The following is a 14310-nucleotide window of genomic DNA, read 5'->3' on the forward strand; positions in this document are numbered from 1 at the left end:
GGGACAGCGGGGCGGCCGCAACGTTACCGGACCGCCCCACCAGGGGTCATACCATCTGCTGTTTCGCCACCAGGGTCAGTACGTCATAGGTGGCCACCAGATCCCCATTCTGATTGCGCACCTGACAGTCCCAGCGCACCTCCCCGTAAGCCTCATTCACCCGGGGTACTTTCTGCTTGCAGGTAAAGGTCACCTGGATGGCATCACCGGGATTGAGTGGAGTTAAAAAGCGCAGGTGTTCCAGACCATAGTTGGCCAGAACCGGCCCCGGAGCGGGATCGACAAACAGTCCGGCTGCCGCTGAAACGATGAAATAGCCGTGTGCCACCCGGCCCTCGAAGAAGGGGTTCGCCTTGGCCGCCGCCTCGTCCATGTGGGCATAGAAACGATCCCCGCTGAAATCGGCGAAATGTTCAATATCTTCCAGTGTAATGACGCGCTGATCAGAGACGATACTTTCACCGATACGCAGCTCCTCCAGGCTCTTGCGGAACGGATGCACCGAATCCTCGATGCGCCGGGCACCGGGAATCCACTTGTCGGTGACGGCGGTCAGAATACTGGGTGATCCCTGCAGTGCCACGCACTGCATATAGTGTAGTACACCCCGGATACCGCCCATCTCCTGGCCACCGCCGGCGCGCCCGGGTCCGCCGTGGATCAGGTACGGCAGCGGCGAGCCGTGGCCGGTGGACTCCCGGGCACAGTCGCGGTTGGCGATCAGCATGCGGCCATGCCACGCACCCAGCCCCAGCACCATGGCCCGGGCGAAGTCATCATCATAGGTAAACACGGAACTGACCAGACTGCCCTGCCCCATACCGGCCAGGGCAACCGCCTCATCCACGCCGTCGTAGGGCACCACGGTGCTGACCGGGCCAAACGCCTCGATGTCGTGCACTTCACGATGCTGCAGCGGCTGATCACAATAGAGTAGCACCGGGTTCATGAAGGCACCCTCGCCGGCCGGCGTCTCGTTTGGATCGCCGTAGACGATCTCACAGCTTTTGGCCAACTCGCTGATGCGCCCCCGTACTTCATTGCACTGGTCACCACTGGCCAGGGCACCCATGGTGACACCCTCCTGATCCGGATCACCCACCACCACCTTGGCCAAACGTGCCTTCAGGGCCTCGATCACCGCCGGGGCCAGTTGGCGTGGCACCAGGGCGCGCCGGATGGCGGTACACTTCTGTCCGCACTTCACCGTCATCTCCCGAACCACCTCTTTGACGTAGAGATCAAACTCTTCCGTGCCCGGTTTGGCATCGGGCCCCAGAATAGAGGCGTTGAGGGAATCGGCCTCCATGGTGAAGCGTACCGAGTTATCCAGGATAGCCGGGTGGCGGCGCAACATCTGGCCGGTGGAGGCGGAGCCGGTGAAGGTGACCGCATCCTGGCAGGTGACATGATCCAGCAGGTCACCCACGCTGCCACAGATCAGTTGCAACGAACCCTCCGGCAGGATACCTGATCCGATCATGTGCCGGACCATCAGTTCGGTCAGATAGGCGGTCTGGCTGGCCGGCTTGATAATACAGGGCACGCCGGCGATGAAACTGGGGGCCAGCTTCTCCAGCATACCCCAGCAGGGGAAGTTGAAGGCGTTGATATGGATCGCCACCCCTTCCAACGGCACATGGATATGTTGTCCGACAAAGGTACCTTTGCGGGACAGCATCTCCGGCTGACCATCGATATAGACGTGGCTGTTGGGCATCTCCCGCCGCCCCTTGCTGGAGTAAGCAAACAGGGTGCCGGTGCCGCCTTCGATATCGATCCAGGAGTCGGAACGGGTTGCGCCGGTGTGCCGGGAGAGTGCATAGAACTCCTCCTTGCGCTCCTGCAGATAGAGACCCAACTCCTTCAGTTTATAGGCGCGTTCATGAAAGGTCAGCGCCCGCAACGCCGGTCCACCCACTTCCCGGCCGTAACGCAGCATGGCCTGGAAATCCACCCCCTGGCTGTCGATCTCCGCCACCGGCTCCCCGGTCACCGCGCTGTGCAACACAGTACCCTGCCCCGTCCCCTCTACCCATGCGCCACAGGCATAACTCTTCAAACGCATCGCTCGCTCCTCCGGCCCACCAGGGCCTGCTTTCATGCTGTTGGTTACTTGCTAAAAGTATGGACTGCCGGACCGCTCCGACCACCCCGACTGGGAAAGGGGCTATGCTGACGACAGCGGCTTGCAGTGCTACAGATGGCTGACCGGATAGTAGCCCGTCATCTAAAACGATACAATAAATTATCAATTATTTTATTTTTTGTAGCATTTTAAAACGGAGTTGTGTTAAAACAGGAACCATCATTGGATCATCGCCCGGATACCCGCCCAAGACGGGTAACCCCTGATAAAAACCTTAAAAAACAGGGACAAATTATCCGACGCGATATCCACAGGTGAGGAGAGGAGATGACATGACAGCCTATTCGGACATCCTGCTGGATACGCCCCACAATGGCGTCCAACTGATACGGCTGAATCGGCCCGAGGCCCGTAATGCGTTGCGCAATACCCTGTTGGGTGAGCTGGCCGATGCGCTGCAAAACGCGGCCCGGGATGAGCAGATCAGGGCCGTGGTCATTACCGGATCGGATCAGGTATTCGCCGCTGGTGCGGACATCAAGGAGATGGCGGCACTGGATGCGGTGGGACTCTGGAAAGATCCCCGTCCGACCTACTGGAAGGCTATCCGCACTTTTCCCAAACCCCTGATCGCCTCGGTCAACGGATACTGTCTCGGGGGTGGCATGGAGCTGGCCATGCACGCCGACATCATCATTGCCGGCGAAGATGCCCAATTCGGCCAACCCGAGATCAACCTGGGCATCATCCCCGGCGCCGGCGGCACCCAGCGGTTGATACGGACGGTCGGCAAGGCGCTGGCCATGAGACTGGTCCTCAGCGGCGAGTTCATCCCGGCACGGCAGGCGCTGACCGCCGGCCTGGTAGCGGAAGTGACCCAGCCGGAGCTGACCCTGAAACGGGCTATCGCCCTGGCGGAGAGCATCGCCAGTAAATCACCGGTTGCAGTACGGCTGGCCAAAGAGGCCATTCTGGCCGGCTTTGAGACCTCCCTGAGCCAGGGACTGGAGCTGGAGCGCAAGGCGTTCCTGTTCCTGGCCGCCACCGAAGACCGCCAGGAGGGCATCAACGCCTTTCTGGAGAAACGTCCCCCCCAATTCAAAGGCCAATAACAGAGAGTTCCATGAGTTATCACACCCTACTATTCCAGGTTGAGGCCGGTGTCGCCACCCTGACCCTGAACCGTCCGGAGAGCCTCAACAGCTTCAATACCGAGATGCATGCGGAGATCCGGGATGCACTCAAGCAGGTCCGACAGGACCCGGCCATCCGCTGCCTGCTGCTGACCGGCGCCGGACGCGGCTTCTGCGCCGGCCAGGATCTCAACGACCGGGCCGTGGCGCCGGGCGAGGCGATGCCGGATCTGAGTCGCTCCATCAAACAGAACTACAATCCGCTAGTACACAGCCTGATGAGCCTGGACAAACCGGTGGTCTGCGCCGTGAATGGCGTGGCGGCCGGCGCTGGCGCCAACATTGCCCTGGCTTGTGACATCGTGTTGGCGGCCCGCTCGGCCAACTTCATCCAGGGCTTCTCCAAGATCGGCCTGATTCCCGATTCTGGCGGCACCTGGACCCTGCCCCGACTGGTGGGGCGGGCCCGGGCCATGGGCATGGCCATGCTGAGTAACAAGCTGACGGCGGAGCAGGCGGCCCAGTGGGGACTGATCTGGCAGGTGGTGGATGATGACCAACTGATGGACGAAGCCCACAGCCTGGCCGCCCATCTGGCCACCCAACCCACCAAGGGCCTGGCTCTGACCAAGCGCGCCATCAACGCGGCCGGCGGCAACAGCCTGGAGCAGCAGCTGGAGCTGGAGTGCGACCTGCAATACATCGCCGGCTGCAGCCACGATTATCGGGAAGGGGTCGCCGCCTTCGTCGGCAAGCGCAAACCGGAATTCAAGGGAGAGTGACAGCCATGACCGCCCTCACCCCCGACCAGACCATCGCCGTCATCGGTGCCGGCACCATGGGCGCCGGCATCGCCCAGATCGCTGCGGCTGCCGGCCACCCCACGCTGCTGTTTGATGCCAACCCGCAGGCGGTCGAGCGGGGTATCGAGCAGATCGACGCCGGTCTGAAAAAACGGGTTGCCCGGGGCAAGATGGACGACGCCCGGCGCAGTGCCCTGCTGGCCAACATCACACCCGCCACTCGCCTGGAGGAGCTGGCCGGCGCCGCCCTGGTGGTGGAGGCGATTGTCGAAAATCTGCAGGTCAAACAGGAGCTGTTCGCCCAGCTGGAAGCCCTGTGCGATGCCCGGACCATTCTCGCCACCAATACTTCGTCGCTGTCAGTGACCGCCATCGCCGCCGGGCTGGCACGACCCGGCAACCTGGTGGGTATGCACTTTTTCAATCCGGCTCCGGTCATGAAACTGGTGGAGGTGGTCTCCGGCGTAACCACCAGCCCGACGGCGGCCCGGACCGTGTTCGACACCGCCGCCCAATGGGGCAAGCGACCGGTGTTTGCCAAATCCACTCCCGGCTTCATCGTCAACCGGGTGGCCCGGCCCTTTTATGCCGAAGGGCTGCGTCTGCTGGAAGAGGGGGCCGCTGATGTCGCTACCCTGGATGCCATCATGCGCGAAGCGGGCGGATTCCGCATGGGACCGTTCGAACTGATGGATCTGATCGGTCATGACGTCAACTACGCCGTCACCAACACGGTCTACGCCGGCTTCTATTATGATCCCCGTTTTCTCCCCTCCCTGATCCAGAAAGAGCTGGTGGACGGGGGCCTCTACGGGCGCAAGAGCGGCCAGGGCTTCTACGACTACCGGGAGGGAGCGGCACCGGCAGCACCGAGTGACGCACCATCAGCACCGATGCCCGCCACCATCGAGGTGACCGGCAAACTGGGTATCGCTGAGCCACTGGTGGAACGCTGGAAGCAGGCGGGCATCCGCATCAAGCGCACCGAAGGTAACGGCTGGATCCGTATCGGCCATACCCGCATCGCCCTCACCGATGGCCGCTCGGCCACCCGCCGGGCCGCTACCGATCATCTGCCGGACACCATCCTGTTCGACCTGGCACTGGATTACACCCAGGCGAAACGCTTCGCCCTGGCCCCGGCCGACAACGCCTCTGCCGAGGCCCTGCAACAGGCCACCGGGCTGTTCCAGGCGCTGGGCAACCCGGTCTCGGTAATGGCCGATATCCCCGGCATGGTGGTGATGCGTACCGTCTGCATGCTCGCCAACGAAGCGGCGGATGCGGTGTTCCAGCAGGTGTGTGACGCCGCCGGTGCCGACAGCGCCATGCAGAACGGCGTCAACTACCCGCTCGGCCCGCTGACCTGGGCAGAACGGATCGGCCTGCCCCAGGTGTTGGCGGTGTTGGAGAATCTGCAACAGGCCTATGGCCTGGATCGTTACCGGGTCTCACAGCTGTTGCGCCGCAAGGTCGAAGGTAGCAACACCTTCTATCCCTGAAGCGGACTGACCGACAAACCAGACATAGAGAATGAACATGAACGACGCCTATATCTTTGATGCCATCCGTACCCCCATCGGCCGCTTTGGTGGCGCCCTCTCCAGCGTGCGTGCCGACGACCTGGGGGCCATCCCCCTGCGGGCACTGATGGAGCGCAATCCTGCCGTGGACTGGAACCAGGTGGAGGACGTGATTTTCGGCTGCGCCAACCAGGCGGGTGAGGACAACCGCAATGTGGCCCGCATGTCCGCCCTGCTGGCGGGACTGCCGGTCAACGTGCCCGGCACCACGGTCAACCGTCTGTGCGGCTCCGGGATGGATGCGGTGAGCATGGCGGCCCGCGCCATCAAGACCGGCGAAGCGCAACTGATGATTGCCGGCGGTGTCGAGTCCATGTCCCGGGCACCGTTCGTCATGCCCAAGGCGGACAGTGCCTTCTCCCGCAAGGCGGAGATCTATGACACCACGATCGGCTGGCGCTTCGTCAACCGGCTGATGAAACAGCAGTTCGGCATCGACTCCATGCCGGAGACCGCGGAAAACGTGGCCGAACAGTTCAATATTTCGCGCCAGGATCAGGACGCCTTTGCCCTGCGCAGCCAGCAGCGTACCGGGGCCGCCCAAGCCAGTGGCCGCCTGGCACAGGAGATCGTGCCGGTCACCATCCCACAGCGTAAAGGCGACCCGATTGTGGTGACCGAGGACGAACATCCGCGTCCTGATACCCGGCTGGAGAAACTGGCCAGTCTGCCCACCCCGTTCCGCCAGGGCGGCTCCGTAACCGCCGGTAACGCCTCCGGTGTCAATGACGGCGCCTGCGCCCTGTTACTGGGCTCCAGGCAAGCGGCAGAGCGATTCGGCCTCACGCCCAGGGCACGGGTGGTGGCGGCCACGGCGGTGGGGGTGGAACCCCGCATCATGGGCTTCGGCCCGGCACCCGCTACCCGCAAGCTGCTGCAGATGACCGGTCTGACCATTGAACAGATGGACGTGATTGAACTGAACGAGGCGTTCGCCGCCCAGGGACTGGCGGTGCTACGGGACCTGAGGGTGGCGGACGACGCCCCTCACGTCAATCCGAACGGCGGTGCCATCGCTCTGGGACACCCCCTCGGCATGAGCGGGGCACGGCTGGTCACCACCGCGATGTACCAGCTGCAGCAGACCGGTGGACGTTACGCCCTCTGCACCATGTGTATCGGCGTCGGCCAGGGCATCGCCCTGATCATTGAACGGGTTGAGGACTGAAGCGACGCAGTGCGACAGCCAGCCGACGCGGCGAAACCCTTAACAAAAGCAGACCGATTTAAAAACAACATTATCCGGGCAGGCGCCGCCAGCGACCTGAATAACACCAACAACACCCGGTCATGACAGAGATGAGAGGAGTGTGATTATGAACGACCCACGGGCCGCACTGGAACCGATTGAAAAAGCCAGCCTGGATGAGTTACGAAGCCTCCAACTGGAGCGACTGAAGTGGTCCCTGAAGCACGCCTACGACAACTCGCCCTTTTACAAGGCGCGTTTTGATCAGGCCGGCGTACATCCGGATGACCTGCAGAATCTCTCCGACCTGAGTCGTTTTCCGTTCACCCACAAGCAGGACCTGCGGGACAACTACCCGTTCAACATGTTCGCGGTACCGAAACAGAAGGTAGTGCGGGTGCATGCCTCCAGCGGCACCACCGGCAAGGCGACCGTGGTCGGCTATACCCAGAATGATATCGACACCTGGGGCAACGCGGTGGCCCGCTCCATCCGCGCCGCCGGGGGCCGACCCGGTGACACCTGCCATATCGCCTACGGTTACGGACTCTTTACCGGTGGACTGGGCGCCCATTACGGTGCCGAACGGCTCGGCTGTACCGTTATCCCCATGTCCGGTGGCCAGACCGAGAAACAGGTGCAGCTGATCAGTGACTTTGAACCCCGCATCATCATGGTCACCCCCTCCTACTTCCTCAATATCATCGACGAGATGGAGCGCCAGGGACTCGACCCGAAATCCAGCTCCCTGGAGATCGGCATCTTCGGCGCAGAGCCCTGGACCAACGCCATGCGCCAGGAGATGGAAGAGCGTATGGGCATCGATGCGGTGGATATCTACGGCCTCTCCGAAGTGATCGGTCCCGGGGTGGCCCAGGAGTGCGCCGAGACCAAGGATGGCCTGACCATCTGGGAAGACCTGTTCTACCCGGAGATTATCGACCCGGAGAGCGGCGAAGTGCTACCGGACGGTGAACCGGGCGAACTGGTATTCACCTCCCTGACCAAGGAGGCACTGCCGATGATCCGTTATCGTACCCGGGATCTGACCCGGCTGCTGCCCGGCACCGCCCGCACCATGCGCCGCATGGACAAGATCACCGGCCGCTCTGACGACATGATGATCATCCGGGGGGTGAATGTGTTCCCGACCCAGATCGAGGAGATCATTCTCACCATGCCGCAGTTGACCGCCCATTATCAGCTGGAACTGTATCGGGACGGCCACCTGGATAAGCTGAAAGTTTTTGTCGAGCAGAAGCCCGATGCGGGCCTGGATCGCCAACAACGTGATACGCTAGCCAAGACCCTGTGGCATAAAATCAAATCCTATGTGGGCATCAGTACCCAGGTCACGGTCTGTGAACCGGGCCAGGTGGACCGCTCACAGGGCAAGGCACAACGGGTGGTTGATAATCGCCCCAAAGATGACGTTCTGATGGAGACGGCCAACAAGGTCTCCAGCGGAGCCGCATGAACCCGACCCCGGCCTCCCGCTTGATGCGGCCACCGGCCGGGGGTTAATAAATGTTGCAGACCATGTATCTGCAATCTGTGCACAGCAAAGCGAGTGAAATCGAGGAGAGAGGATAATGAAATCAACAAAACTGGCATCCACCCTGGCCATCGGCGCACTACTGACCCTGGGGGCCGGGCAGGCTTCGGCGGCGGAGCCGATCCGTATTGGTACTTTTCTGTCGGTGACCGGGCCGGCATCGTTTCTGGGCGATCCGGAGCTGAAGACCCTGCAGATGTATATCGAGAACATCAACGCCAAGGGTGGTGTGGATGGTCGCCCGGTGGAGCTGGTGCACTACGACACCGGCGGTAATGCCAAGGAGGCGGTCAACTTCGCCAAGCGCCTGATCCAGAAGGACAAGGTGGATGTCATCGTGGGCGGTTCCACCTCCGGCTCCAGCCTCTCGGTGATGCCGCTGGTCGAGCGCGCCAAGATCCCCTTTATCTCCCTGGCCGGCTCCATCAAGATCATCGACCCGGTACAGAAGTGGACCTTCAAGACCCCCCACACCGACCGCATGGCCGCCCAGAAGATCTACGAGGATATGCAGAAGCGCGGCATCACCAAGGTGGCCCTGATCAGCGGCAACGGCGGTTTTGGCAAGTCCGGCCGTGCCCAGAGCCTGGCCATGGCACCCAACTATGATATCGAGATCGTCGCCGACGAGCAGTACGGCGCCAAGGATACCGATATGACCGCCCAGCTCACCAAGATCCGCGACACCGACGCCCAGGCGATCCTCAACTTCGGCTTCGGTTCCGGTCCGGCGATTGTCACCAAGAACGTGCGTCAGCTCGGCATCACCCTGCCGCTCTACCAGTCCCACGGCGTCGCCTCCAAGAAGTTCATCGAGCTGGCCGGTGACGCGGCCGAGGGCGTACGCCTGCCCGCCGCTGCACTGCTGGTGGCCGAGAAGCTGCCCCAGAGCGATCCCCAGCGGCCGGTACTGCTCGGTTACAAGAACCTCTACGAGGGCAAGTACGGTGATGTCTCCACCTTCGGCGGCCACGCCTATGACGGCCTCATGATCGCCCTGGAGGCGATCGATCGCGCCGACTCCACCGACAAGGCCAAGGTGCGTGACGAGATCGAGAAGACCACCAACTTCCCCGGCACCGGCGGCGTGTTCACCATGAGTCCCACCGACCACCTGGGTCTGGGGCTGGACGCCTTCCAGATGCTGGAGATCAAAAACGGCGACTGGACCATCGTCAACTGAGTCCGGCGGGCGGCCCGGTGTGACCGGGCCGTCCACCGTCCGCCCGTGGCGGATGGGCCCGACACGCAACCCGTTCAAAAACCCGGGAGTAGCGCCACCTCACCGCCCTGTCAACCGGCAGCGGTACGGCTGGACAGCTTCCCCGACACAGGATTTCTCGGATGTTCGATCAGATCCTCCAGTTTCTGCTTACCGGCATCACCGTCGGCTCCACCTATGCCCTGGTGGGACTCGGTTTTGCCATTATCTATAACGCCTCGGATGTGGTGAACTTCTCCCAGGGGGAGTTCGTCATGATCGGTGCCATGAGCGCGGTGGCGCTCTCTGCCGGCGACAGCGGTCTGCCCCTGTGGGCCGCCGCCCTCGGTGCGGTACTGATCACCACCCTGGTGGGTATGGCGCTGCAGCGCTTCGCCATCGCCCCGGCCCGGGGCGCCTCGGTGGTCACCACCATCATCATCACCATCGGCGCCTCCATCTTCCTGCGCGGCGTGGCCCTGCTGGTGTGGGGCAAGGATCTGTTCGCCCTGCCGCCGTTCTCCGGTGATGCACCGATCCAGGTCGGCAACGCCACCGTGCTGCCCCAGAGTCTCTGGGTCATGGGCGGTGCCGCCGTGCTGGTGTTCGGTGCCCAGCACTTCTTCACCCACACCACCCTGGGCAAGGCGATCCTCGCCTGCTCCTGCAACAAGACCGCCGCCCACCTGGTGGGGATCAACGTCAGCATCATGCTGCTGGTCGCCTACGGCCTCTCCGCCGCCCTCGGCGCCATGGCCGGGATCCTGGTGGCACCGATCACCTTCGCCTCCTATGACACCGGTGTCATGCTCGGCCTGAAGGGCTTCTCCGCCGCCATCCTCGGCGGTATGGGCAACCCCATGGGGGCGGTCGCCGGTGGCCTGCTGCTGGGCCTGATCGAGTCCCTCTCCGCCGGCCTTATCTCGTCCGGTTACAAGGATGCGATCGGCTTTATCATCCTGCTGCTGGTGCTGTTCTTCCGCCCCAGCGGCCTGTTCGGCAAAGCGTCCGTGGAGCGGGTATAACCATGAAGCGCCTGAGCGGATTGTTTCTTCTGGCGGTGGCCATCGTGGTGCTGCCGATCATTTTTCCCGATAACTATTTTGTCACCGTGGTCGGCGTCTCGGCCGGGCTGCACGCCATCCTCGCCGTCAGCCTCAACCTGCTGATGGGCTATGCCGGCCAGATCTCCCTGGGCCATGCCGCCTTCTTCGGCATCGGCGCCTACAGCTCGGCCATTCTGACCACCCGCTACGGCTGGAACCCCTGGCCGAGCCTGCTGGTCGGCCTCGCCTTCACCGGCACCCTGGCCTACATCGTGGCGCGCCCGATCCTCAAGCTCAAGGGCCACTACCTGGCCATGGCCACCCTGGGCCTGGGCATTATCGTGCACATCTTTATTGTCCAGCTCGGCTGGCTCACCGGCGGGCCGGATGGCCTGGGGGGTATCCCCACCCTCTCCCTGTTCGGCTGGACGGTGGACAGTGACGAGCGCTGGTATATGGTGATTGGCGGGTTGCTGCTGCTGGTGGTGTGGCTGGCGCTGAACATCATCGATTCCCGCAGCGGCCGCGCCCTGCGCGCCCTGCACGGCTCCGAGGTGGCGGCCGAGATGATGGGTATCAACACCGCCGCCACCAAGACCGGCGTGTTCGTGCTCGCCGCCCTGATCGCCGCCCTGGCCGGCAGCGTGTTCGCCCACCAGCAGGCCTTTGTCAGTCCCGACTCGTTCAGCTTTGCCTTCTCCATCGAGCTGGTCACCATGGTGGTACTGGGCGGCATGGCCTCCACCTACGGCGCCGTGCTCGGCGCCATTATCCTCACCTTCCTGCCCGAGCTGCTGGTGGTGTTCGAGGATTACGAGGTGATGATCTTCGGCGCCATCCTGATGGGCATGATGATCTTCCTGCCCCAGGGCCTGTTCGTCGGCCTGCTGGAGCTGTTGCGCAAGCTCATCCGTCGCTCCCGGCCGGCCAACCTCTCTACTCCACAGAAGGAGGATCCCCATGGCGCTGCTTGAGGTCCAGGATCTGACCATCTCCTTTGGCGGTGTGACCGCCATTGCCGATCTCCACTTCGAGGTCCCGGAGAGCCAGGTCTATGCGGTGATCGGTCCCAACGGGGCCGGCAAGACCACCCTGTTCAACATGCTCTCCGGCATCTACCGGCCCAACGAGGGGAGTATCCGTTTCCAGGGCCAGGAGATCGTCGGCCGCCGGCCCCACCAGGTGGCCCGGATGGGTATCTCCCGTACCTTCCAGAACCTGCAGATGTTCTTCAACATGAGCGTGCTGGATAACGTCAAGGTGGGCTGTCATCTGCGCACCCACAGCCGGCTCTGGAGTGCCGCCCTGCGCCTGCCCAACATCCGCCGCGAGGAGCGCCAGGCCGAGGAGTGGGCTCGGGAGGCGCTGGTGTTCTGCGGCCTGGAGGCCTATATCGACCAGCCTGCCGATGCCCTCTCCTACGGGGTGTTGAAGCGGGTCGAGATCGCCCGCGCCCTGGCCGCCCGGCCCAGGCTGCTGCTGATGGACGAGCCGGCCGCCGGGCTCAACGATACCGAGACGGTGGAGATGCGCGAGCTGATCCGCCGCATCAGCCAGACCGGGGTCAGCGTGCTGCTGGTGGAGCACAACATGGGGCTGGTGATGCAGGTCTCCGACCGCATCCTGGTGATCGATTATGGCAGTCGCCTGGCCGAGGGGCTGCCGCAGGAGATACAGAACAACCCGAAGGTGATCGAGGCCTATCTGGGTGGGGAGGTGCAGTATGCCGTCTGAGGCCCTGTTACAGGTAACCGAACTGACCGCCCATTATGGACCGATCCAGGCCCTGCACGGCATCTCCCTGGAGGTGAAGCCGGGTGAGCTGGTGGCCATGGTGGGCGCCAACGGTGCCGGCAAGACCACCCTGCTGCACACCCTCTCCAACGTGCACAAGGCGAGCGGCGGCAGCGTGATCTTTGATGGGCAGGAGATCACCCGCACCGCGCCGCACAAGATCGTCCAGGCCGGTATCTGTCATATCCCCGAGGGGCGTCAGGTGTTCGCGCCGCTGAGTGTGGAGGATAACCTGCTGCTGGGCAGTTTTACCCGGCGCAAGGAGAAGGCCTGGGTGGCCGAGGAGCTGGAGCGGATCTACCAGCTGTTCCCGATCCTGCAGGAGAAGCGCCGCCAGGCGGCCGGTACCCTGTCGGGGGGGCAGCAGCAGATGCTGGCCATGGGCCGGGCGCTGCTGGGCCGGCCCAAGCTGCTGTTGCTCGATGAGCCCTCCATGGGGCTGGCGCCGCTGCTGGTGGCGGAGATCTTCCGGGTGGTACGCGAGCTCAATGAGCGGGGCGTGACCATCCTGCTGGTGGAGCAGAACGCCAAGGCGGCGCTCGGCATCGCCGATCGCGGCTATGTGCTGGAGACCGGCCGGGTGGTACTGAGTGCCGCTGCCGACGAACTGCTGGCCGATGAGGCGGTGCAGAAGGCCTACCTGGGCCACTGATAAACGATGGCCCGGGCCAGCCGGGTGATTAACAAGACCGAGGTTGAAGACGCTATGTATGTGGAACAGATCATGACCCGCGCCGTGGATACCGTGACGGCCGATATGAAGCTCAGCCATGCGGCCCAGGTGATGCGGGAGAAGAGCCGGCGTTATCTGCCGGTGGTGGATGACAAGAACCACCTGGTGGGGCTGTTCAGCCAGAAGGAGCTGGATCGGGCCGAGCCCTCCGCCATCACCACCCTGTCGGTGGGCGAGGTGAACTATCTCACCGCCAAGATCACGGTCGGTGAGCTGATGGTGCGGGAGGTGATCACCTGCGCCCCCGATACCCTGGTGGAGGATGCGGGCCGGCTGATCCGGGACCGGCGCATCGGCAATCTGCCGGTGATCGACAACGGCGAGCTGGTCGGGGTGGTCAGTGAGACCGATATCCTGGACTTCTTCCTGGATGTGATGGGCTGCGGGATGGACAACGCCACCCGCATCGCGGTCAGCCTGCCCAACCGGGCCCGCGCCCTCGGCAGCCTGCTGCATGAGATCAACGACGCCGGCGGCTATATCGCCACCGTGGTGTCACCCGTCTCCCAGATGAGCAGCCCCAAACGGGTCGCCATCGTGCGCTATACCGCTGAACAGCCGCAGCAGGTCGATGAGACTCTGCGCCAGCAGGGTTACACCTTACTCTCGGAAAAACTGCCACAGCGGTAACTTTATAATCAGCCGCCGTCTCCTATGGAACGGTATCCTTTGCAACAGAAAGGGCTTGGTCATCCCAGCCCCCACGTTTTAGAATAGGGTCTTTATGTCGACAGAAACAGCACAGCAAGCCGAGCGGATCGGCCACTGGATGGAGCAGCAGGACAAGTTTGCCCGGCTGCTGGGTATCAAACTGGAAGCAGCCAGCCCGGGTTACGCCCGCGCCTCCCTGACCGTGCGGCCGGACATGCTCAACGCGGTTCAGGTCACCCAGGGCGGCGTCACCTTCACCCTGGCGGATTTCGCCTTTGCGGTCGCCTCCAATTCCCACGGCATCACATCGCTGGCCCTGTCGACCCAACTCAGTTTCCCCGGGACGAGCCGTGAAGGTGACCGGTTGATCGCCGAAGCCCGGGAAGAGAATTCAACCAAACGCACCGGTCTCTACACGGTGGAGGTGCGAACCGCTGAAGGTCGCCTGGTGGGACTGTTCAGCGGTACGGTGTTCCGTCGATCCGACCTGGTTGCCGACTGGATGGAGAAAAATGCTGATCCCGGAGGATAAA

Annotated in this window: 13 protein-coding genes; 12 read left to right on the forward strand and 1 reads right to left on the reverse strand. The window is 63.0% G+C overall.

The genetic code is table 11. The features are described from left to right. Nucleotides 1-46 precede the first annotated feature (46 nt). Nucleotides 47-2068, reverse strand: a complete 2022-nt coding sequence (gene paaZ, locus AAY24_RS10200; RefSeq protein WP_046859601.1) for a phenylacetic acid degradation bifunctional protein PaaZ — start codon at nucleotides 2066-2068, stop codon at nucleotides 47-49. Between the two features lie 353 nt (nucleotides 2069-2421). Between paaZ and paaF the strand changes: the two genes are divergently transcribed. The 12 genes from paaF to AAY24_RS10260 all read left to right on the forward strand — a co-directional run bounded on the left by paaF (nucleotide 2422) and on the right by AAY24_RS10260 (nucleotide 14309). After that, the gene (paaF, locus tag AAY24_RS10205; RefSeq protein WP_046859602.1) at nucleotides 2422-3201 is read left to right on the forward strand and encodes a 2,3-dehydroadipyl-CoA hydratase PaaF; all 780 of its coding nucleotides are present in this window, start codon (nucleotides 2422-2424) and stop codon (nucleotides 3199-3201) included. Nucleotides 3202-3212: 11 nt separating this feature from the next. After that, nucleotides 3213-4004, forward strand: a complete 792-nt coding sequence (gene paaG / locus AAY24_RS10210) for a 2-(1,2-epoxy-1,2-dihydrophenyl)acetyl-CoA isomerase PaaG (RefSeq protein ID WP_046859603.1) — start codon at nucleotides 3213-3215, stop codon at nucleotides 4002-4004. Between the two features lie 5 nt (nucleotides 4005-4009). Continuing rightward, on the forward strand, nucleotides 4010-5527 hold the full coding sequence (gene paaH, locus AAY24_RS10215; RefSeq protein WP_046859604.1) for a 3-hydroxyacyl-CoA dehydrogenase PaaH: 1518 nt from the start codon (nucleotides 4010-4012) through the stop codon (nucleotides 5525-5527). Nucleotides 5528-5564: 37 nt separating this feature from the next. Continuing rightward, nucleotides 5565-6776 (forward strand): 3-oxoadipyl-CoA thiolase, encoded by a 1212-nt coding sequence (gene pcaF, locus AAY24_RS10220; protein ID WP_046861196.1) that lies wholly within the window; start codon nucleotides 5565-5567, stop codon nucleotides 6774-6776. A gap of 148 nt (nucleotides 6777-6924) precedes the next feature. After that, nucleotides 6925-8274: a phenylacetate--CoA ligase PaaK gene (paaK, locus tag AAY24_RS10225; protein ID WP_046859605.1), complete on the forward strand. Its 1350-nt coding sequence runs from the start codon at nucleotides 6925-6927 to the stop codon at nucleotides 8272-8274. Nucleotides 8275-8389: 115 nt separating this feature from the next. Next, entirely contained in the window at nucleotides 8390-9535 is a 1146-nt protein-coding gene (locus tag AAY24_RS10230) for an ABC transporter substrate-binding protein (protein ID WP_046859606.1), read from the forward strand. Between the two features lie 161 nt (nucleotides 9536-9696). Next, nucleotides 9697-10578, forward strand: a complete 882-nt coding sequence (locus tag AAY24_RS10235) for a branched-chain amino acid ABC transporter permease (RefSeq protein WP_046859595.1) — start codon at nucleotides 9697-9699, stop codon at nucleotides 10576-10578. Nucleotides 10579-10580: 2 nt separating this feature from the next. Then, a complete protein-coding gene (locus tag AAY24_RS10240; RefSeq protein ID WP_046859596.1) occupies nucleotides 10581-11573 on the forward strand; it encodes a branched-chain amino acid ABC transporter permease in 993 nt (330 codons plus the stop codon). Continuing rightward, nucleotides 11560-12333 (forward strand): ABC transporter ATP-binding protein, encoded by a 774-nt coding sequence (locus tag AAY24_RS10245; RefSeq protein WP_046859597.1) that lies wholly within the window; start codon nucleotides 11560-11562, stop codon nucleotides 12331-12333. The genes AAY24_RS10240 and AAY24_RS10245 overlap by 14 nt, the downstream gene beginning before the upstream one ends. Then, entirely contained in the window at nucleotides 12323-13045 is a 723-nt protein-coding gene (locus AAY24_RS10250) for an ABC transporter ATP-binding protein (protein WP_046859607.1), read from the forward strand. The genes AAY24_RS10245 and AAY24_RS10250 overlap by 11 nt, the downstream gene beginning before the upstream one ends. Before the next feature lie 6 nt (nucleotides 13046-13051). Next, nucleotides 13052-13756 (forward strand): CBS domain-containing protein, encoded by a 705-nt coding sequence (locus AAY24_RS10255; protein WP_052761174.1) that lies wholly within the window; start codon nucleotides 13052-13054, stop codon nucleotides 13754-13756. A gap of 94 nt (nucleotides 13757-13850) precedes the next feature. Then, nucleotides 13851-14309 carry a hotdog fold thioesterase gene (locus tag AAY24_RS10260; RefSeq protein WP_082117108.1) on the forward strand — a complete coding sequence of 153 codons (459 nt, stop codon included), beginning with the start codon at nucleotides 13851-13853 and terminating at the stop codon, nucleotides 14307-14309. The last annotated feature ends 1 nt before the right edge of the window (nucleotide 14310 follow it).

Source organism: Sedimenticola thiotaurini, from assembly GCF_001007875.1.
GTDB classification, from domain to species: Bacteria; Pseudomonadota; Gammaproteobacteria; order Chromatiales; family Chromatiaceae; genus Sedimenticola; species Sedimenticola thiotaurini.